Source organism: Thioalkalivibrio sp. AKL6 (genome assembly GCF_000376905.1).
In the GTDB taxonomy this organism is placed as follows: domain Bacteria; phylum Pseudomonadota; class Gammaproteobacteria; order Ectothiorhodospirales; family Ectothiorhodospiraceae; genus Thioalkalivibrio; species Thioalkalivibrio versutus.
Genome location: NZ_AQXS01000007.1, coordinates 1 through 19097, shown reverse-complemented (window position 1 = coordinate 19097; position 19097 = coordinate 1). Strand labels below are relative to the sequence as shown.

Annotated in this window: 19 protein-coding genes and 2 tRNA genes; 14 read left to right on the top strand and 7 right to left on the bottom strand. The window is 65.9% G+C overall.

Annotation, left to right across the window (positions count from 1 at the left end; all coding sequences use genetic code 11):
• Positions 1 to 122: 122 nt before the first annotated feature.
• Complete coding sequence (locus D575_RS0101645; RefSeq protein ID WP_018144168.1) at positions 123 to 725, top strand: cyclopropane-fatty-acyl-phospholipid synthase family protein; 603 nt, start codon at positions 123 to 125, stop codon at positions 723 to 725.
• Positions 726 to 1058: 333 nt separating this feature from the next.
• On the opposite strand, the gene D575_RS0101640 is transcribed toward D575_RS0101645, so the two are convergent.
• Genes D575_RS0101640 through D575_RS0101630 form a run of 3 tightly spaced genes read right to left on the bottom strand, consistent with a single transcriptional unit; the run spans position 1059 to position 4928 of the window.
• Positions 1059 to 1661 carry a nucleoside triphosphate pyrophosphatase gene (locus D575_RS0101640; RefSeq protein WP_018144167.1) on the bottom strand — a complete coding sequence of 201 codons (603 nt, stop codon included), beginning with the start codon at positions 1659 to 1661 and terminating at the stop codon, positions 1059 to 1061.
• The gene (gene oadA, locus D575_RS0101635; protein WP_018144166.1) at positions 1654 to 3489 is read right to left on the bottom strand and encodes a sodium-extruding oxaloacetate decarboxylase subunit alpha; all 1836 of its coding nucleotides are present in this window, start codon (positions 3487 to 3489) and stop codon (positions 1654 to 1656) included. The genes D575_RS0101640 and oadA overlap by 8 nt, the downstream gene beginning before the upstream one ends.
• A gap of 20 nt (positions 3490 to 3509) precedes the next feature.
• Positions 3510 to 4928 carry an acetyl-CoA carboxylase biotin carboxylase subunit gene (locus D575_RS0101630; protein WP_018144165.1) on the bottom strand — a complete coding sequence of 473 codons (1419 nt, stop codon included), beginning with the start codon at positions 4926 to 4928 and terminating at the stop codon, positions 3510 to 3512.
• Between the two features lie 130 nt (positions 4929 to 5058).
• On the opposite strand from D575_RS0101630, the gene D575_RS0101625 reads away from it, so the two are divergent.
• The 6 genes from D575_RS0101625 to D575_RS0101600 all read left to right on the top strand — a co-directional run bounded on the left by D575_RS0101625 (position 5059) and on the right by D575_RS0101600 (position 9186).
• The gene (locus D575_RS0101625; RefSeq protein WP_018144164.1) at positions 5059 to 5580 is read left to right on the top strand and encodes a DUF177 domain-containing protein; all 522 of its coding nucleotides are present in this window, start codon (positions 5059 to 5061) and stop codon (positions 5578 to 5580) included.
• A gap of 110 nt (positions 5581 to 5690) precedes the next feature.
• Positions 5691 to 5888, top strand: a complete 198-nt coding sequence (gene rpmF / locus D575_RS0101620; protein WP_018144163.1) for a 50S ribosomal protein L32 — start codon at positions 5691 to 5693, stop codon at positions 5886 to 5888.
• Positions 5889 to 5987: 99 nt separating this feature from the next.
• A complete protein-coding gene (gene plsX, locus D575_RS0101615) occupies positions 5988 to 7016 on the top strand; it encodes a phosphate acyltransferase PlsX (protein WP_018144162.1) in 1029 nt (342 codons plus the stop codon).
• Complete coding sequence (locus tag D575_RS0101610; protein ID WP_018144161.1) at positions 7013 to 7975, top strand: beta-ketoacyl-ACP synthase III; 963 nt, start codon at positions 7013 to 7015, stop codon at positions 7973 to 7975. The genes plsX and D575_RS0101610 overlap by 4 nt, the downstream gene beginning before the upstream one ends.
• A 109-nt stretch (positions 7976 to 8084) precedes the next feature.
• A complete protein-coding gene (locus D575_RS0101605) occupies positions 8085 to 8561 on the top strand; it encodes a CYTH domain-containing protein (RefSeq protein ID WP_018144160.1) in 477 nt (158 codons plus the stop codon).
• On the top strand, positions 8551 to 9186 hold the full coding sequence (locus D575_RS0101600) for a uracil-DNA glycosylase (protein ID WP_018144159.1): 636 nt from the start codon (positions 8551 to 8553) through the stop codon (positions 9184 to 9186). Before D575_RS0101605 ends, D575_RS0101600 begins: the two co-directional genes overlap by 11 nt.
• A gap of 403 nt (positions 9187 to 9589) precedes the next feature.
• Here D575_RS0101600 and D575_RS0101595 read toward each other — a convergent pair whose 3' ends face one another.
• Positions 9590 to 9790, bottom strand: coding sequence for a DUF2281 domain-containing protein (locus tag D575_RS0101595; RefSeq protein ID WP_018144158.1), 201 nt, complete (start codon positions 9788 to 9790; stop codon positions 9590 to 9592).
• Positions 9791 to 9927: 137 nt separating this feature from the next.
• On the opposite strand from D575_RS0101595, the gene uvrC reads away from it, so the two are divergent.
• From uvrC to D575_RS13580, 7 genes are all read left to right on the top strand, one after another.
• On the top strand, positions 9928 to 11754 hold the full coding sequence (gene uvrC, locus D575_RS0101590) for an excinuclease ABC subunit UvrC (RefSeq protein WP_018144157.1): 1827 nt from the start codon (positions 9928 to 9930) through the stop codon (positions 11752 to 11754).
• A gap of 9 nt (positions 11755 to 11763) precedes the next feature.
• Positions 11764 to 12315 (top strand): CDP-diacylglycerol--glycerol-3-phosphate 3-phosphatidyltransferase, encoded by a 552-nt coding sequence (gene pgsA, locus D575_RS0101585; protein ID WP_018144156.1) that lies wholly within the window; start codon positions 11764 to 11766, stop codon positions 12313 to 12315.
• 75 nt (positions 12316 to 12390) lie between these two features.
• Complete coding sequence (locus D575_RS0101580) at positions 12391 to 13740, top strand: diguanylate cyclase domain-containing protein (protein ID WP_026182007.1); 1350 nt, start codon at positions 12391 to 12393, stop codon at positions 13738 to 13740.
• 42 nt (positions 13741 to 13782) lie between these two features.
• Positions 13783 to 13858 (top strand) — tRNA-Gly (locus D575_RS0101575).
• 91 nt (positions 13859 to 13949) lie between these two features.
• Positions 13950 to 14023 (top strand) — tRNA-Cys (locus tag D575_RS0101570).
• A 415-nt stretch (positions 14024 to 14438) separates the two neighbouring features.
• Positions 14439 to 16883 (top strand): EAL domain-containing protein, encoded by a 2445-nt coding sequence (locus tag D575_RS0101565; RefSeq protein WP_026182006.1) that lies wholly within the window; start codon positions 14439 to 14441, stop codon positions 16881 to 16883.
• A 223-nt stretch (positions 16884 to 17106) separates the two neighbouring features.
• Positions 17107 to 17340, top strand: coding sequence for a nucleotidyltransferase family protein (locus D575_RS13580; protein WP_231367497.1), 234 nt, complete (start codon positions 17107 to 17109; stop codon positions 17338 to 17340).
• Positions 17341 to 17454: 114 nt separating this feature from the next.
• Here the strand turns inward: D575_RS13580 and D575_RS0101555 are convergent, their stop codons facing one another.
• The 3 genes from D575_RS0101555 to D575_RS0101545 all read right to left on the bottom strand — a co-directional run.
• Entirely contained in the window at positions 17455 to 17718 is a 264-nt protein-coding gene (locus D575_RS0101555) for a BrnA antitoxin family protein (protein ID WP_018144152.1), read from the bottom strand.
• 13 nt (positions 17719 to 17731) lie between these two features.
• Positions 17732 to 18010, bottom strand: a complete 279-nt coding sequence (locus D575_RS0101550; protein ID WP_018144151.1) for a BrnT family toxin — start codon at positions 18008 to 18010, stop codon at positions 17732 to 17734.
• 64 nt (positions 18011 to 18074) lie between these two features.
• A partial coding sequence (locus tag D575_RS0101545; protein ID WP_018144150.1) for a hypothetical protein occupies positions 18075 to 19097 on the bottom strand: 1023 nt, incomplete at its 5' end.

Sequence of the window (19097 nt, the reverse complement as noted above, 5' to 3'; positions counted from 1 at the left end):
CGCGCAAGAGTAGGGTAAAGCCGGGGTTCCGGCAATCGCGCGAGCGCAAGCACGCGCCACGTCAGGAGTGCCTGGCAGACGGCACGAATGGACAGATTCCCGGGAACGGAAGGAGAGCAGGGATGTGGGATGAACGCTACGCCGAGGACGACTACGTCTACGGCACTGAACCGAATGATTTTCTGCGCGCGGCAGTGGCCAACGTGCCGCGCGGGCGGGCCCTGTGCCTGGCCGAGGGGGAGGGCCGCAACGCGGTGTTCCTGGCGCAGCAGGGGTTCGACGTGCTGGCGGTGGACAGCTCCGCGGTCGGCCTGCAGAAGGCCCAGCGCCTGGCCGAGGACCGGGGGGTGCAGATCGAGACCCTGGTGGCGGATCTTGCCGATTACGCGATCGAGCCGGACTCCTGGGATCTGATCGTATCGATCTTTTGCCATTTGCCCCCGGACGTTCGGCGCCGCCTGCACGCCGAGGTGGTCGCGGGCCTGCGCCCGGGCGGGGTGTTCATCCTCGAGGCCTATACACCGGCGCAACTCGAATGGGGCACGGGAGGCCCGCCCACTGCGGAGTTGATGATGACGCGGGAGGCGCTGACCGAGGAACTGGAAGGGCTGGAGTTCGAAGAGGCCGTGGAACGCGAACGCGACGTGATCGAGGGGCGTTTCCACACCGGGCGCGGCGCGGTGGTGCAGGTCCTGGCGCACAAGCCGCGGAACGACTGGGGCTAGGGAAACACTGATTAATGTACGCGCTCGAGTCGCTTTTGCGTGCGAACAAGGCGCGGTGATTGCCGTGCAGTCATTCTGCACAAGGGAGCCGCAACGCCGTGCGCGCGCCCGTTTTCATCAACAACGGGCGGCCGAGCCCCTACTTTCAATGATCTGTGGGGTTGGTACCCCAGGTTCCCCGATCCTGCGTTGCGGCCCTTGGCGGTAGAACCACTACCGGCTGCGCACCGCGCCTTGTCTCGGAAAACCTGGGGTACCAACGCGAGCGTGTACATTAATCAGTGTTTCCCTAGACGCGGGGGCGCCCGTTCTTGGAGGTTGCCGGGCCGGTGTTCAGGCCGCTGCGGGCGGGACGGCCACACCCGCTTCGCGCAACCAGTTTCCCAGGGTGATCAGCGGTAGCCCCACCAGCGCGGTCGGGTCGTCGCCGCTCATGCGCGCGAACAGGCTGATGCCCAGCCCCTCGGACTTGAAGCTGCCGGCACAATCCAGCGGCTGGTCCAGTGCGACGTAGCGCCGGATCTCCTCGGCGCTCAGCTCGCGGAAGGTCACGGTGAACGGTACCTGGCCTGTCCGCACCTTCCCGGTGGCCGTGTCCAGCAGGCACAGGCCGGTGTGGAACGTAACCGTTTCCCCGGACAGCGCCGCGAGTTGCGCCTCGGCGTGGACGCTGTCGCCGGGCTTGCCGAGGACCTGCCCGGCGTGGCTGGCGTTCTGGTCGGAGCCGATGACCAGATGGTCGGGATAGACATCGGCGACCGCCCGGGCCTTGGCCTCGGCCAGACGCGTCACCATCGCCTCGGGCAATTCATGCGCCAGCGGGGTCTCGTCCACCCCCGGGCGCGCGGTCTCGAAGGGCAGATGCAGCCGCTCCAGCAGTTCGGCGCGATAGCGCGAGGTGGAGGCGAGGACCAGTCTTCGTGCGGTATCAGCCATCGTCGCCGTCGATCTCGATCAGGGCGTCGTCCGGATTGGCGGCGGCCCCCTTGGTGACGTTCACTGCGGTGACCGTGCCGGATACGGGTGCGGCGATTTCCGATTCCATCTTCATCGCCTCCAGCACCAGCACTGGCTGCCCGGCTTCGACCTTGTCACCCTCGGCCACCAGCACGTCGATGATGGTGCCGGGCATGGAGGTGGTGACGTCGCCCGGCCGGGTCGCACGGCGCGACTTCTTGCCTCCGCTGCCCCCGCGGCTGCGTTCGGCGCCGCCGTTGCCGGCGGTCTCGATGCTGTCCAGGGTCTCGATCTGGACCTCTTCCGGCATCCCGTCGACCGTCACATACATCGGGCGGGTGTCCTCCCGGTGATGGCCGGAGCCGTTGACCTGGATGTGATAGGTCTCGCCGTGGAAGGTGACGTTGAACTCCACCGGGGCCGGGCAGCCGGCCTGGGTGTTCTCCGGCAGGTTGAGCGGTTCCGGGCTGAGCGTGCCGTCGCGGCGCTGCTCCAGGAATTGCCGTCCTACCTCGGGGAACAGGGCGAAGGTCAGGACATCCTCCGGGCCCCGGGCGAGGTCTCCGATCTCGTCAGTCAGGGTGGCCATCTCCGGTTTCAGCAGGTCGGCCGGGCGGCAATCGATGACATCGGCATTGCCGATGGCCTGTTGCCGCACGACGCTGTTGATCGGGCCGGGCGCCCGGCCGTAGTGCCCGGTCAGGTATTGCTTCACCTCGTTGGTGATGGTCTTGTAGCGCTCCCCGGCGAGGACGTTCATCACCGCCTGGGTGCCGACGATCTGCGAGGTGGGGGTGACCAGCGGCGGGTAGCCGAGATCCTCGCGGACCCGGGGGATCTCTTCCAGCACCGCATCAAAGTGATCCAGCGCGTTCTGGTCACGCAGCTGGTTCGCCAGGTTGGAGATCATCCCGCCGGGCACCTGGTTGATCTGCACGCGGGTGTCGACGCCGGTGTACTCACTCTCGAAGCGCTGGTACTTCTTGCGCACCTCGTGGAAGTACAGCCCGATCTTCTGCAGCGCGACCAGATCCAGGCCCGTGTCGTGCTCGGTGCCGGCGAGGGCGGCGACCAGGCTCTCCGTTGGCGGGTGGCTGGTGCCCCCGGCGAATGCCGAGATCGCGGTCTCGATATGCCGGCAGCCGGCCTCGATGGCCTGCCAGTGGCACAGCTCGGACAGCCCCGATGTGGCGTGGGCGTGCAGGTGGATCGGCACGTCCAGGGCATCCACCAGCTCGGTGACCAGCTCGCGGGTGGCGCTCGGGGTGAGCAGCCCGGCCATGTCCTTGATCGCGATGCTCTGCGCGCCCATCGCGACCAGCTCGCGTCCCAGGGCGACGAATTCGGCGGCCGAATGCACCGGTCCGGTGGTGTAGCAGAGCGTGCCCTGGGCATGGGCGTCGGCCTCGCGGGTGGCCTCGATCGCGGTGCGCAGGTTTCGCGCGTCGTTCATCGCGTCGAAGATGCGGATGATGTCGATGCCACCGGCGATCGAGCGTTCGACAAAGGCGCGCACCACGTCGTCGGCGTAGTGGCGATAGCCGAGCAGGTTCTGCCCGCGCAGCAGCATCTGCAGCGGGGTGTTCGGCAGCGCGGCCTTCAGCTGGTGCAGCCGCTCCCAGGGGTCCTCCTTGAGAAACCGCACGCAGGCATCGAAGGTGGCACCGCCCCAGGCCTCCAGCGAGTGAAAGCCGATGGCGTCCATCTGCTCGCAGATTGGCAGCATGTCCTCGGTGCGCATGCGCGTGGCGATCAGGCTCTGGTGGCCGTCGCGCAGGGTGACATCGGTGATGTGAACTCGATCCATGGTCAGTCCGGTGGCCGGGGTTATAACCCGTGGTGGGCGGCGAGGGCTGCGGCAACGGCCACCGCCAGTTGGCGGTCCGAGCGCTTGCCGGGGAAGTGCGTCAGCTCCGGGTGGGCCGCGACGAACCCGGTATCGAAGTGCCCGCTGCGGAAGGTCGGGTGGTCAACGATGGCCAGGTGGAACGGGATGGTGGTCTTGACCCCGAACACGCCCATGTCCCGCAGCGCACGATTGGCGCGGGCCAGCAGGTCGTCCCACTCCAGGGCCCAGCAGATCAGCTTGGCGCACATCGAGTCGTAATGCGGCGGGATGGTGTAGCCGGTGTAGATGGCCCCGTCGGTGCGAACGCCCGGGCCGCCCGGGGCGAAGTAGCGGGTGATGCGGCCGAAGCTCGGCAGGAAGTCGTTCTTCGGGTCTTCCGCGTTGATGCGGAACTCCATCGCATAGCCGCGGCGGGTGATCTGCGATTGTTCGTAGCGCAGCGGCTCGCCGGCGGCGATGCGCAGCTGTTCCTGCACGATGTCGACCCCGGTGATCATCTCGGTAACTGGATGTTCTACCTGAAGTCGTGTGTTCATTTCCATGAAATAGAACGAATCATCCGCATCCATCAGGAACTCGACGGTGCCGGCGTTCTGGTAGCCGACGGCGAGCGCGGCGCGCACCGCCAACTCGCCCAGATACTGGCGCTGCGCCTCGTCCAGTTGTGGCGAAGGGGCGATCTCCACCAGCTTCTGGTGGCGGCGCTGCACCGAGCAGTCGCGTTCGAACAGGTGGATCGCATGGCCGTGGGCATCGCCGAGGATCTGCACCTCGATGTGTCGCGGATTGACCACGGCCTTCTCGAGGAAGATCTCGGTACTGCCGAAGGCACGGGTGGCCTCGGAGCGCACGCGCTCGAAGTTGTGCTCCAGAGCGGCGGCATCCTCGCACAGGCGAATGCCGCGTCCGCCGCCGCCATTGGTGGCCTTGAGCATCACCGGGTAGCCGATGCGCTCGGCCACCTCCAGCGCCGCGGTGACGCCCTCCAGGTTGCCCTCCGAGCCGGGTGTGACCGGCACCCCGGCCTCGATCATCGCCCGGCGCGCGGCCACCTTGTCGCCCATGCGGCGGATCACCGACGCATCCGGGCCGACCCAGATCAGGTCGCGGGCGGCGCAGGCCGCGGCAAAGTCGGGGTTTTCGGAGAGGAAGCCGTAGCCCGGGTGCACCGCGTCACAGCCGGCGGCGCGCGCGACGCTGATCAGGCGATGGATGCTGAGGTACCCGCCCATGGAGTCCGGGCCGATGGCGTAGGCCTCGTCGGCCTTCTTCACGTGCAGGGCGTGGCGGTCGGCATCGGTATAGACGGCGACCGAGATGATCCCCAGTTCGCTGCATGCCCGGATCAGGCGCACGGCGATTTCGCCCCGGTTGGCAATGAGCAGCTTGCGAATCAAACGGAAGGCCCCGGGCAGGTCGATGACAACCCGAGTATCGACGTCGTTTGGGGCGGCTGCAAGTTTCTGTTTCGCTTTGACAGATCGCCCTCGCGCGCGTATATTCCGCGCCCTTGCAACCGAGCCGTTTATGAGTCGCATCCCCGTTTCTCTTGACCCGTGGCAACCGCGTGCGCGGCACCTGGAATTCGAGGGTGACCTGCGTGCGGAAGAGCTGCCGCGGTTGCGTGCCGATGCCCTGGCGGGACACCCGTTGCGGGTGCACGCGCAATTCCAGCTGAAACGCGGGGCGCTGGACGAGATACGGCTGAGCGGGACGATTACCGGCGAGCTGTGGCAGACCTGCCAGCGTTGCCTGCAGCCGATGGCATGGGAATTCCGCCTTGAACCGGATGCCGTGCTGCTGCCACCGGAAGGCACGCCGGCGGGCATGAGCGAGGGCGATGACTTTGTCGCTCTCGAGGCGGATGGCCTGTTGCGCCCCGCGGCATGGGTCGAGGAAGAGATCCTGCTGGCGTGGCCACTGGTGCCGCGCCATGCGGACTGCGAACCCGCCGCCGGGGCCGAATTCGAGGAAGGCGAGGGCGCCGAAAATCCGTTCGCGGTGCTCGAACAACTCAAGAAGGGCGGCCCGGACCGGGGCGGCTCATGACGTGAGCGCCGGCCGGGGCATTGTCCGGGCCGAACCGTTATACTTGCGCCCGATTTGATACCGGGCTCACTCCCGTCGCCACGGGATTTTGATCAATCTGGAGATGCATCATGGCTGTTCAGCAACGCCGCAAGACTCGTTCCAAGCGCGATATGCGCCGCTCCCACGACAGTCTGACGGGCGCTACTCTGTCGACCGACCCGACCACCGGCGAGATCCATCGTCGTCACCACATGACTCCGGATGGTTTCTACCGCGGTCGTCAGGTGATCCAGCAGGCCGTCGAAGTCGACGAAGACGAAGATTAAGGTCCAGGGAATGACCGTCCCGGGGCCACGGCTGCGTTTGCGCCGTGGCCTTTCCGCGTTTGAATACGGCCGCTGTGCGGTCGTCCGTCGGGCCCGAGCATGACTGCCAGTTTTACCATCGCACTGGACGTGATGGGCGGCGACCACGGTGCGTCCGTCATCCTTCCGGCTGCGCGCCGTTCACTGAAGGTCGCAGACGATTTCCGCCTGTTGCTGGTCGGTGACCAGGAGACCATCGAGTCCGGGATATCCGGCTGGTCCGCGAGCGAACGCGAGCGGGTCGAGATGGTGCATGCCAGCCAGGTGGTCGGCATGGACGAGTTGCCGGCCGTGGCCCTGCGCACCAAGCGCGACTCCTCCATGCGGGTCGCCATTGACCAGGTGAAGAACGGGGCGGCCCAGGCCTGCGTCTCCGCCGGCAATACGGGTGGTCTGATGGCCACTGCGCGGTACGTCCTGAAGACCCTCCCCGGCATCGATCGTCCGGCCATCGCCACGGCCCTGCCGTCGATGAACGGGCATACCCACATGCTCGACCTGGGCGCCAATGTGGATGTCGAGGCCGCGCATCTGTATCAGTTCGCGGTGATGGGATCGGTGCTGGCGAATGCCGTGGACGGCCTGGAGGCCCCGCGGGTCGGCCTGCTGAACATCGGCTCCGAGGCGATCAAGGGCAATGACCGCGTGCGCGAGGCCGGCCGCATGCTGGAAGAATCCAGCCTCAACTACATCGGCTTCGTCGAGGGGAACGACGTCTACTGTGGCGATGTGGACGTGGTGGTCTGTGACGGCTTTGTCGGCAACGTCGCGCTGAAGATCAGCGAAGGCGTGGCCAAGATGATCTCCTCCAAAATGAAGGCGGAGTTCGATGCATCGGTGTTTTCTCGATTGTCCGGCCTGTTCGCACTGCCGGTACTGCGCCGGATCCGTCATCGGTTCGACCACCGCCGTTACAACGGTGCTTCGCTGCTGGGCTTGCAGGGTGTGGTGATCAAGAGCCACGGCAGTGCCGACGAGCTGGCCTTCGAGCACGCGATCCGCATTGCCCGCATCGAGGCCGAGGCGAACATCTCGAGTCGGATCGACAAGCAGCTTGGCCAGCTCCTGGGCCAGGAGACAAGCGAGTGAAGCATGCACGCATCAGCGGGACCGGGAGCTATCTGCCCGAGCGCATCCTGACCAACGCCGAGCTGGAGGCGATGGTCGATACCTCGGATGCCTGGATCCGCGACCGCACCGGAATCCGCGAGCGGCATATCGTCGCCGAGAACGAGGTGACCTCGGATCTCGCGCTGAAGGCCGCCGAGCGTGCAATGGACGCCGCTGGCATCCGCGCCGCCGACCTCGACCTGATCCTGGTCGCAACCACCACCCCCGATCAGATCTTCCCCAGCACCGCGTGCATCCTGCAGGCCAAGCTGGGTGTGGGGGGCTGTCCGGCCTTCGATATCCAGGCGGTGTGCAGTGGGTTCGTGTATGCCCTGGCCACTGCCGACCGCTTCATGCAGAGCGACGAGATCCGGCATGTGCTGGTCGTGGGGGCGGAGACGCTCTCGCGCATTACCGATTACACCGACCGCGGCAACTGCATCCTGTGGGGCGACGGTGCGGGTGCCGTGATCCTGTCGCGTTCGCCGGACCCGGGCATCATCTCCACGCACCTGCATGCCGACGGCCACCACAAGAGCCTGCTGGAGGTTCCGGGTGGCGTGTCGCAGCCGGACAGCAACCCGGATCTCGACTTCATTCGCATGGAAGGCCGAGCCGTCTTCCGCGTGGCAGTGAATACCCTGGACCAGATCGTCGACGAGACCCTCGAGTACAACGGGATCGACAAATCCGAGCTGGACTGGCTGGTGCCGCACCAAGCGAACATCCGCATCATCCAGGCGACCGCGAAGAAGCTGAACATGTCCATGGACAACGTCGTGGTCACGGTGGATCGCCACGGCAACACCTCGGCCGCGTCCATCCCGCTGGCGCTGGATACCGCCGTGCGCGACGGTCGCATCAAGAAGGGTGACCTGATCCTGACCGAGGCCTTTGGCGGCGGATTCACCTGGGGCTCCGCGCTCATCCGGATGTAACCGGGGTCCGTGGCGCATCACCCGGATGCGTCATCGCGAGGCGCGCAGCGCCGTGGCGATCGACCGGGAGGGTCCTCGGCATCCTGGGGAAACACAAGGAGCATTCGGCATGGGCCGCGAGATCGAACGCAAATTCCTGCTGGCCAGTGATGCCTGGCGTGACCGTGTCGTGCGTGCGCAGCGCATGCGCCAGGGCTACCTGTGCGGCAACGACCGCGCGTCCATCCGCGTGCGAGTGGACGAGGGCGGCGCCAACCTCAACATCAAGAGCGCGACCCTCGGCGTGGAACGCGACGAATACCAGTACGACATCCCCGTGGACGAGGCCCATCGCCTGCTGGACACGCTGGCCGGCCCGCAGGTCGAAAAGACCCGCCACTGGGTGGACGTCGAGGGCTGGGAATACGAGGTCGACGTGTTCGAGGGCGCCAATGCGGGCCTGATCGTGGCCGAGCTGGAGTTGCCGAGCAGCGACGCCGAATTCCCGCGTCCGGACTGGCTGGGCGAGGAGGTCTCGCACGATCCGCGCTACTACAACACCGAACTCGCCCGGAATCCCTATCGCGAGTGGCCGGATGCCTCCTAGCGAGATCTTCGCCGCGGACTGCCGCGCCTGCCCGCGCCTGGCGGGCTTTCTGGAGGACGTGCGGGCGAAGCACCCCGAGTATCACGCCGCGCCCGTGCCGTCCTTCGGCCCGCTGGATGCGCGGCTGCTGATCGTTGGCCTGGCACCCGGTATGCACGGGGCCAACGCCACCGGGCGCCCGTTCACCGGCGACTATGCCGGTGTGCTCCTGTATCAGACCCTGCACGAACACGGCTTCGCCAGTGCACCGGAGAGCGTGCGTGCGGACGACGATCTGGAGCTAATCGACTGCCGCATCACCAACGCGGTCAAATGCCTCCCGCCGCAGAACAAGCCGACCACCGAAGAGATCCGCACCTGCAACGGCTTCCTCGCCGCCGAGATGGCCGCGATGCAGCCACGGGTGATCCTGGCATTGGGCAAGATCGCCCACGACGCCATCCTGCGCGCGAAGGGCCTGCCGCTGTCGAGTCTGCGCTTTGGCCACGGCGCCGAACACGCGCTGGACGCACACACCCGTCTGATCGACTCCTACCACTGCTCGCGCTACAACACCCAAACCCGCCGCCTGACCCCCGCCATGTTCAACGAACTCTTCGCCCGCATTCGCACGTACCTCGCGTAGATATTCGCGTCGGAGGTTAAATCTTCCAGTCATTGCGAGGCGCTTAAGGCGCCGTGGCAATCGGCGGTGCCGGCGAGGCGGTCAACTGCTTATGCGATCGAGCACCCGAAGTGGCGGCAAAAGTGGGCGCGGATATCTGCAAAGGTTGGTTCTCCCAGTTTTGCGTACTGATGGGTGATCAGTCGGCTGCTGAGGGTGAAGATCTTGTAGTACCGGACCCAACTCGTTTTGGGAAGAGAACCCTCTGTCAGCACCTCGGAGGTGATTTCGAACGCATGATCAGCGTCTCCCTAACGCGGCGGAGTCTCCGAAGCGATCGACCTCGGAAAGGACTAAAACGGGGCGGCGTTTGCGGGTCGTCAGGTCTGAAAAGGGGAATGGGATTGCAACGATGGCCCCCGGCTCAGCGATCATCCCAGACCTCGTCCTCGGGGGTGTCCCAAATCGGTCCCAGTGTCGTCTCCTGCGCCTTCTTGAGGTCTTCGATCGGGGTGTCACTCAAACCGTGCTTCGCCTCCAGATAACCAATGAAATCGAGCACCTCGCGCGAGAGGGGCTCCGGCAGGCGCTTGGCCTCCTGATAGATCTGTTCGGCGATGTCCATGGCTCGACCCTCTCGATACGTTGGCCTTCGGGGCGGGAGGCAAGAGAAAAACTGAGTATCAGGATAGCCCGGACATCGCCGGGCTCGCACGCGGGCTATGCCGGGCGGCGGGGGAATTCCGGTATCCTGAAACCATCATGAGTACCTCCGAAACCGGATTCGATCACAAGCGCTTTGTGCAGACGCTGACGCAGTCGCCTGGCGTCTACCAGATGCTGGATGCGGCCGGGAACGTGCTGTACGTCGGCAAGGCGCGCAACCTGAAGAGCCGGGTGCCCAGCTATTTCCGTGGGAGCGACGACCGCGGGCCGCGCATCCGCTCGATGGTGCGGCAGATCGCGGATATCCGTGTCGCGGTGACGCATACCGAGGCCGAGGCGCTGCTGCTGGAGGCCAACCTGATCAAGCGTCACCGGCCGCGCTACAACGTGCTGCTGCGTGACGACAAGAGCTACCCCTACATCTACGTGTCGAACCAGGAATACCCGCGCCTGGGGTTTCATCGTGGCGCGCGCAAGAAGGGTATGCGCTACTTCGGGCCGTACCCCTCGGCCGGCGCGGTGCGCGAAAGCCTGGCGCTGCTGCAAAAGCTCTTTCAGGTGCGCCAGTGCGAGGACAGCGTGTTTGCGCACCGCTCGCGCCCCTGCCTGCAGTACCAGATCGGACGCTGCACCGCGCCCTGTGTCGGCCATATCTCCCCGGAGGACTACGCGCGCGACGTCGAGGCGTCGGTCAAGTTCCTGGAAGGCAAGAGCGAGGCGGTGATCGAGGAGCTGATGGAGCGGATGGAGGCGGCCTCGACGCGCCTGGACTTCGAGCATGCCGCGCGCCTGCGCGACCAGATCGCGCGGCTGCGCCAGATCTCCGAGCAGCAGTTCGTCTCCGGCGGCGAGGGGGATGCCGACGTGTTTGCCCTCGCGCAGGAGGCAGGGACCTGCGCGGTGGAGATCTTCTTCGTGCGCAATGGGCAGAACCTGGGCAACAGCGAGCTGTTCCCGAACGTGCCGGAGGCGACCGAGACCGACGAGATCATGGCCGCGGTGCTGGCGCAGTACTACGCGGAACGCGAGCCGCCGGCACGCATCCTGCTGTCGCACGAGCCGCAGGGTGCCAAGACCCTGGAGGCTTACCTGGCAGAGCGGCGGGGCGGCAAGGTCGCGTTGGCCTGGTCGCTGCGCGGCGACCGCGCACGCTGGCTGGACATGGCGCAGCGCAATGCCGAACTGGCCCTGAAGACCCGGATTGCCAGCCAGGCGGGACAGACGGCGCGCCTGGATGCGCTGACGGCCGAGCTGGGCCTGGAGGAGACGCCGAAGCGCATGGAGTGCTTCGACATCTCGCACACCGGCGGCGAGGGCACGGTGGCCTCCTGCGTCGTGTTCGGGCCGGAAGGGCCGATCAAGTCGGATTATCGGCGCTTCAACATCGAGGGGATCGAACCGGGCGATGACTACGCGGCCATGCATCAGGCGCTCAGCCGGCGCTTTGCACGGCTCAAGAAGGGCGAGGGGCAGGAACCGGATATCCTGTTCATCGATGGCGGCAAGGGCCAGGTGACCCAGGCGCTGAACGTGCTGGCCGACCTCGGGCTGGACCACATCAAGGTCGTGGGCGTGGCCAAGGGCGAGGAGCGCAAGGCGGGCATGGAAACCCTGATATTGAGCGGGGTAGAGGCGCCCTCTATACTCCCCGCGCATTCGGGTGCGCTGCATTGGATCCAGCAGATCCGCGACGAGGCCCACCGCTTTGCGATCACCGGGCACCGCGCCCGCCGTGCCAAGGCGCGCAAGGAGTCCACCCTGGAGGCGATCTCGGGGCTGGGGCCGAAGCGTCGCAGCGCACTGCTGAAGCACTTTGGCGGCCTGCGCGGGGTCAGCCGGGCCGGGGTCGAGGAGCTGACCAAGGTGCCGGGGATTCACCGCCGGCTCGCGCAGGCGATTTACGACCAGTTTCACGAGAGTTGAGCCACTGCCATGTTTCCCCAATTGCCCACCTGGCTGACCTGGTCGCGGATCGTGATGATCCCGTTACTGGTGCTCGCGTTCTACGGCCTGTCCATGCCGCAGGGCGGAATCGTGGCGGCCATCATCTTCGCCCTGGCGGGCGTGACCGACTGGCTGGACGGCTATCTGGCCCGGCGCTGGGAGGTGACCAGTCGGTTCGGGGCATTCCTCGATCCAGTGGCGGACAAGCTGATTGTCGCCGCGGCCCTGGTGCTGGTAGTGGACCACAACCCCGAGCTCGGCATTGCGCTGGCCGCGATCGTCATCATCGGGCGCGAGATCGCGATCTCCGCGCTGCGCGAGTGGATGGCCGAGGTCGGTGGCAGCGCCAAGGTGGCGGTGTCTTGGGTGGGCAAGGTGAAGACCACCGCGCAGATGGTGGCGATCTTCCTGCTGCTGTGGGCCGAGCCCATTGTTGGCTTGCCCACCTTCCTGATCGGCGAGTGGCTGCTGTACCTGGCCGCCGCCCTGACCCTGGTCTCCATGATCCAGTACATGCTGGCGGCCGCGCGCTCGCAGTAAGGGGCGGCGTGTTTGTCGGCCGGGGCTTTGGGGCTACACTGCGGACACCTGCCCGGTGCTGCGCGTGGACTGCCCATGCCCGTTTCTGATCTTGATCTCGACAACATGCAGACCCTGGAGGCCCTTCAGGGGCTGCTGCCGGGTTTTGTCTATCAATTGCGCAGGACGCCCGATGGGCACTTCGACTATCCCTACGTGGGTGAAGTGGTGGAGGGCTGGTTCGGTGTGGATCGTGCGGCCCTCAAGAAGGATGCCGCGCCGTTGCTGGACTGTATCCATCCCGAGGATCGTGAAGCGGTGATGGGGAGCTCAATGGAATCGGTCGAGCATTCGGAGCCCTGGCTTCAGGAGTTCCGCATGCAGTGCCGCGATGGCACAGTGATCTGGCTGTCCGCCTATGACACCGCGCGTCGGCTGGCGGATGGCACGATCATCTGGACCGGCTTCGCCACCGATATCACTACGCGCAAGGAGCTCGAGGCGGAGCTGCGTCAGAGCGAGGCGCAGTTCCGCGCCTTCGTCGAGACTGCCAGCGACGTGATCTATTCGCTGCGCCCGGACGGCGTGCTCACCTACGTCTCCCCCAACTGGACGGAGAACCTCGGCTATCCGGTCAGCGCGGCGATCGATCACTCGATCGACGAATATGTGGACCCGGAGGATCTGCCCGCGTGTTACGCGTTCCTGCAACGGATTGCGGACACCGGGAAGAAGGAAAGCGGTATCGAGTACCGCATCCGCCACCAGGACGGGCATTACCGCTGGCACACCAGCAATGTCTCGCCCGTGCTGGACGACGCGGGCCGGGTGACGGCGTTCCTCGGCATCGCTCGGGACATCACCGAGCGCAAGGAGACCGAGGCGCAGATGCAGCGCCTGGCGCATTACGATCCGTTGACCGACCTGCCCAATCGGACCCTGTTCTACCAGATCCTCGATCACGAGCTGACCGGCGCGCGCCGTGAGGCCCAGCAGGTCGCGCTGATGTTTGTGGATCTGGACGAGTTCAAGCCGGTCAATGACCAGCATGGTCACGCAATGGGGGATCGGCTCCTGCGTCTGGTGGCCCGGCGGCTGTTGGGTTCCATAAGGCAAAGCGATGTGGCGGCGCGCATCGCGGGCGACGAATTCGTGGTGATGCTGCCACGCTTCCAGTCGGCGGAGACGAGTCGTGCGCAGGCCGTGGCAATCGGCGAGAAGATCCGGGCTGCGCTGGCCGAGCCGTTCGACTGCGACGGGACCGAGGTTCAGATCTCCTGCAGTATCGGGGTCGCCCTGTTCCCGCTGGATGCGGCGGATGGCCCTGCGTTGTCGCGGGCGGCGGATGCGGCGATGTACGTGGCCAAGAACGCCGGGCGCAACCAGGTGGTCGTTTTCGACCGGGCGGTGCACGGCGGAGATGCGATTGGTTACCGCGGGTATTGACCTGCGGCCAATCTGCGGTAGAATACGCGCCGATAACGAAGAGCGGGAATAGCTCAGCTGGTAGAGCACAACCTTGCCAAGGTTGGGGTCGCGAGTTCGAATCTCGTTTCCCGCTCCAACAGATTTTTGAAACCCCGGTTCGCCGGGGTTTTCTGTTTCGGCCTCTGGAGATGCGCCAGCATCTGTGGGGCCGAAACCCACCCGATACAGGCTGGGTGGCAGAGTGGTTATGCAGCGGATTGCAAATCCGTGTACGCCGGTTCGATTCCGACCCCAGCCTCCATCATTGCAGCACCTGCGACAGGCCGCCCTTTGGGGCGGCCTTTTGCGTTTGCGGCGCCCGCACCCGGGGTGTTGGGTGTCGCCGGTCAGGGTTCTGCATGAAGCCCCGTTCCCTCAATGCGCGAGGCGCGGCAAAAGCCCCCCGTTTTTCGTGGGGCGGGTGCTTCGGACGACGCCAGAGCCGAACTTGCGCATCGGGCGCGCATTGCCGATCAGTGCATGGCACTATGCGGGAGTCCGCCTTCCCGAGAGAGTGTGTGCGCGCAACGGATTTGCCCCAATCGGCCCGAACCAGGCGGCCCCTGCTACGGTGGGTGCGGGAGATGCGCGTTTTCCGCGGCCTTGGCCTCTCGTTGGCCTGCCTGCTCGTTGCGTTTGGGGCGCCGTCCTCCGCGGCCTCCGCGCCGGATTTGCGCGTGGGCGTGTACGACAACGCGCCCAAGGTCAGCGTGGACGCGCACGGGGAGGCCGACGGCCTGTTCGTCCGCCTGCTGGACTCCATCGCCCGCCGCGAGCATTGGCAGATCGAGTACGTCCCCTGCGAATGGGCGCAATGCCTTGCCGATCTGCGCGAAGGCCGGCTGGATCTGATGCCCGATGTGGCCCGGACCGACACGCGCGAGGCATTCTTCGACTTTCACCAGATTCCGGTCGTCCAGGGTTGGAGCCAGGTATACGCGTTCCCGCAGTCGGGGTTCGGCAGTCTGGAATCCATGGGTTCTCGGCGCATCGCCGTGCTGGAGGGTTCGGTGCAGGAAAGCCACCTGCGCCGGCAACAAATTGGCAACCCGGGTCTCGAGTACCAACTGGTTCCCTACAGCGATCTCCCAGCGGTGCTGGCCTCGGTGCCGGCCGGCGAAGCCGATGCCGCCGTCAGCAATAACTTCTACGGACGCCAGCACGCCCGCGCCTACGGGCTGGTGGAGACGCCGATCACCTTCGGCCAGGTGGGTCTGCACTATGCGGCCGCGCCGGGCGCACAGGCGGAGCGTCTGGCACTGATCGACGCCTATCTGGAGCGCTGGAAGCCCCTGGCGGGCTCGCCCTACCAGGAGGCCCTTGAGGCCACGCTGCTCGCGCAGGACGAGCCGGGCCTTCCGGGCTGGGTGATGTGGGCTCTGCTCGCAGCGCTGGCTCTGGTAATGCTGTTGGCGGTGATGGGCGTGTTCCTGCGCTGGCAGGTGCGTCTGCGTACCAGTGAGCTAAGGGCGGTCAACCAGCGTCTCGAGCACGTGCTGGACAGCGGACCTGCGGTGACCTACCAGCTCGATGCCCGTACCTTCGAGCCCTTGTGGGTTAGCCCCAATCTGCAGCGCCTGTTCGGGATTGAACCTGCGAGCGCGATGCGTCCTGGTTGGTGGGAACACCAGTTGCACCCCGAGGACCGAGCGAATGCGCTGCGCGAGAATCAACGCCTCCTTGAGGATGGTGAGATCGTGCGCGAGTTTCGCCTGTTCGATGGCTGGGGCAAGCTGCGCCACGTACGTGACGAGATACGCGTGGTGGCGAGCGATAACGTGCGCGGCGGGCAGGAAATCGTCGGCAGCTGGACCGACCTGACCGCCAGCATGGAGCAGAAGGAACAGCTGCGGCAGATGACGCACTACGATGCGCGTACCGGCCTGCCCAATCGCGCCCTGTTGCAGGACCGTCTGGGCCACACGGTGGAACGCGCCATGGCGGACGGCGAGGCGCGCTGGGTTGTGCTGATGGACCTGGACCGCTTCCGCGACGTGAACGAGACCCTGGGGACCGCGGCGGGGGATATCGTGTTGCAGGGCATTGCACAGCGCCTGAGCCAGGCCCTGTCGCCCGAGGACACGGTAGCCCGTATCGGTGCCGACGAGTTCTGCCTGATCATCGAGAGCCCGCCCGAGGAAGCCCTCGGCACCTTCGTGCAGTCGCTGATCGATACCCTGCGGGCCCCCTTCGAGATCGCGGGGCGCGCGCTGGTGCTCACGGCGAGTGTCGGTGTGGCGCGTTTCCCCGACGACGGCCAGACGCGCGAAGAGCTCCTGACCGCCGCCGAGCTGGCGATGCAGGATGCGCGGCGCCGGGGAGGGGACAGCTGGTGCGCCTACGACGCCGAGATGGGCACCCTGACCGAGCATCGGCTGTTCCTGGAAAACGACTTGCGGCAGGCCATCGTCAACCACGAGTTCGTGCTCCACTTCCAGCAACAGTTCAACCTGGCCAGTGGCGAGTGCGTGGGGGTCGAGAGCCTGGTGCGCTGGAACCATCCGCACCGGGGCATGGTATCCCCCGCAGAGTTCATCCCGCTGGCCGAGGAGACCGGCCTGATCCAGGCGATCGACCGCTGGGTGCTGGAGGCGGCCTGCCGCCAGCTCGCAGCCTGGGACGAGGCGGGCCGGAACATCCCGATGATCGCCGTAAACTTGTCGGCGCGCGAGCTGCACGACGAGCAACTCGTCACCACCGTGCGCGAGACCCTGGGGCGCTTCGCCATCGCGCCCGAACGCCTGGAGGTCGAGCTGACCGAAACCATGATCATGGAGTACCCCGAGCGCGCCCTGGCGGTCCTGCGTCGGCTGGACAGCCTCGGCGTGCGTCTGGCCATGGACGACTTCGGCTCCGGCTACTCCAACCTCGCGCATCTGCGTCGCCTGCCGCTGCACCGCCTCAAGGTCGACCAGTCGCTGGTGCGCGACATCGGCCATTCCCGCCACAACGAATCCATCATCCGCGCGATCATCGCGCTGGCCGCCGCCCTGGAACTGGACCTCATCGCCGAGGGCGTCGAAGAAGAACCCCAGCGCGCCTTCCTGCTGCAGGAAGGCTGCGCCATCGGCCAGGGTTTCCTGCTCCACCGCCCGGCACTGGCCGCTGACCTGTTCCGCTAATCGTGTGGTGATGGAGTTCCGAAGCGTCGAGCTCGCCTTGCTAGTGGTGCGCGCCCGGAGAAGGCGGCGAGCCGAGCCCGGACGGAGCGATATTTGTACCGGGCTCAGGGAGTGCTGGGTGGCTGACTTTTCGTGTGCCGGAAGCCCGTGATCAGGATGCGAATTTGCCCCTGAACCGAGTCACGGGCTGGGCACCAATGCGGCGGAGTCGTGAGGGAAGAGCTTGGGGGCTTCTGAAGTGTTTTGGTTCGGGTCATGGGCCAAGGGAACCGCCCGGCCGCATTCCGATATCGACCTGGCTGTGATCCCTTCGGGGAAGGCAACAAGCCGGTATTGGGATCGGCTTCGTGAGCGCACCGAGGAGCTTCCCACGCTGTATAGCTTTGACCTGGTGGATATCAGCGAGGCAAGCGAGACGCTGCGCTCGGAGATCGAACAGTACGGGGTGCGGGTGTGACTTCGCGGGTCGGTTTCACTCGATAGCGCGTCGGGCTTTAAGGCTGTGCAGGGGGCGGATCCGAGGGGAGTGATCAAGAGTCCAACACCTGGCGTCCTGCGATGCGTCGGCAATTCAGGACTTCGTCGTTGGATGATGCTCCCGGAGCCATTCTTTCAGGGCACCATCCATGCGGGTTTGCCAGCCCTTTCCGGTCGCGCGGAAGGCCTCCACAACCTCCGGCGACAGGCGAATCGTGATCCGTTCCTTGGTGACCACCATTGGGGGGCGGCCGGGGCGCCGCAGTGCCCGCGCTTCCTCCTCGTCAGGCGCGTGTGTCTCCGGGTCCGCTTCGATGCCGGCCTCAATCGCTGTTTCCTCTTCCGGGTCGTTCAGCAAGACCCGACGGCCATTACGTAGCGTCAACGATCTGGACATAACGACTGATCTCCCGGTTATTCGCCTTGCGCAGGCTGATGATTCTTCGCACATTCTCTCGGTCCGTGAAGATGACGCAGTACAAGCGATCACCCATCAGGGCGTATCCCAGCATGCGACATTCGCCGTAGTCCTTTCGACGATCCTCCATGGCCAGAAGGGTCTCCCACTCCAGGCTCACGGCCAGCGCGAGTGAGACCCCGTGCTTGGCCTGATTCGCGGCATCCTTGTCCGCGTCGAACTCAATCTCCATTTGATTATTGTATGTACAAAATCATTGCTGGGCCAATGGCTGGTCTTGGTTCCGGGGGGCGGGATCAGGCTGCCGACCGAGGGAAGAGCTGCCGGGCGGCCGCCATGCCTCGCAGATAGCGGGTTTGGCGGGCATCGCACCGGGCCGTGAGATGGGTCGGTGTTCCGATGGCGCTGCCGAATTGCTGCAACATGCGGCTAGCCGCACGGATGAACTGATCGGGATCAATGCCCAGACGTGCCAGCAGGGGCGGGGTGCCATCGTGGATGAAGCCGCGCTTGTCCTCGCGGATGACGCGCCCCGTTGCCTCCACGAGATCCAGATAGTCCTCGAAGCCGAAGGGCACGGCGCACTCCGCGCGGCCAGTGGCGTCGAATGGAAGTAGCGGGGCGCGGACCAGTTCGTCCAGGACCGTCTCCGGCTGCAAGGATTCTGTTTGGTGCGGAACGGATCGTGACCGGTTCCCTCGTGTGACGGATCTCGTAGCGTTGGTGTGTCCCGCCGGCGCAGTGCTGTCGCCTGGAACCGCGGGATCGACGGCGGCGCGTCCGGCTACCGTTGTTCCATCCCCGGACGTCGCTCGCAGCAGGGCAAGCCGTTCCGCGACCGAGGTGTACTCGGAGGCCTCCGGCGTGGGGGCCATCCTGGCCCGGATCGGGTTCAGGTCCACGTACGCCATGGCCGTCAGAACCGCTTGCTCGTCGAGCAGGGCCTGGCTCTTGAAGCGCCCCTCCCAGAACCGTCCCGTCACGCGGTCCTCGGCGTTCGCCTGACGGGCGATCGACTCGTTCAGCACGCGCATGAACCACGACAGGTCAGCGAGTCGGGAGCGGTACGTCTCCACCCAGGCATCCACGATCTTCATCTCGGCCGCACCGAGCCCCTGTGGATCGGCCAGATACCGCTGCACCATCACCGGCCCCGTGAAGAGCTGCGTCCAGCGACGGAGGACCTCGTCGCGCTCCAGGGGCTCGACGCGCGCCTCGTCCACCCGCACAACGATATGGAAGTGGTTGCTCATGACCGCATAGGCCGCGATATCGACGGCGAACACAGACGCAAGCTGTTTCAGGCGGTCGGCGATCCA

Coding starts and splice junctions, on each gene's coding strand:
- pgsA (WP_018144156.1), top strand. CDS start 11,764: ATGTTTCCCCAATTGCCCACCTGGCTGACCTGGTCGCGGATCGTGATG.
- plsX (WP_018144162.1), top strand. CDS start 5,988: ATGACTGCCAGTTTTACCATCGCACTGGACGTGATGGGCGGCGACCAC.
- D575_RS0101550 (WP_018144151.1), bottom strand. CDS start 18,010: ATGGAGATTGAGTTCGACGCGGACAAGGATGCCGCGAATCAGGCCAAG.
- D575_RS0101600 (WP_018144159.1), top strand. CDS start 8,551: ATGCCTCCTAGCGAGATCTTCGCCGCGGACTGCCGCGCCTGCCCGCGC.
- oadA (WP_018144166.1), bottom strand. CDS start 3,489: ATGGATCGAGTTCACATCACCGATGTCACCCTGCGCGACGGCCACCAG.
- rpmF (WP_018144163.1), top strand. CDS start 5,691: ATGGCTGTTCAGCAACGCCGCAAGACTCGTTCCAAGCGCGATATGCGC.
- D575_RS0101605 (WP_018144160.1), top strand. CDS start 8,085: ATGGGCCGCGAGATCGAACGCAAATTCCTGCTGGCCAGTGATGCCTGG.
- D575_RS0101625 (WP_018144164.1), top strand. CDS start 5,059: ATGAGTCGCATCCCCGTTTCTCTTGACCCGTGGCAACCGCGTGCGCGG.
- D575_RS0101595 (WP_018144158.1), bottom strand. CDS start 9,790: ATGGACATCGCCGAACAGATCTATCAGGAGGCCAAGCGCCTGCCGGAG.
- D575_RS0101645 (WP_018144168.1), top strand. CDS start 123: ATGTGGGATGAACGCTACGCCGAGGACGACTACGTCTACGGCACTGAA.
- D575_RS0101640 (WP_018144167.1), bottom strand. CDS start 1,661: ATGGCTGATACCGCACGAAGACTGGTCCTCGCCTCCACCTCGCGCTAT.
- D575_RS0101580 (WP_026182007.1), top strand. CDS start 12,391: ATGCCCGTTTCTGATCTTGATCTCGACAACATGCAGACCCTGGAGGCC.
- uvrC (WP_018144157.1), top strand. CDS start 9,928: ATGAGTACCTCCGAAACCGGATTCGATCACAAGCGCTTTGTGCAGACG.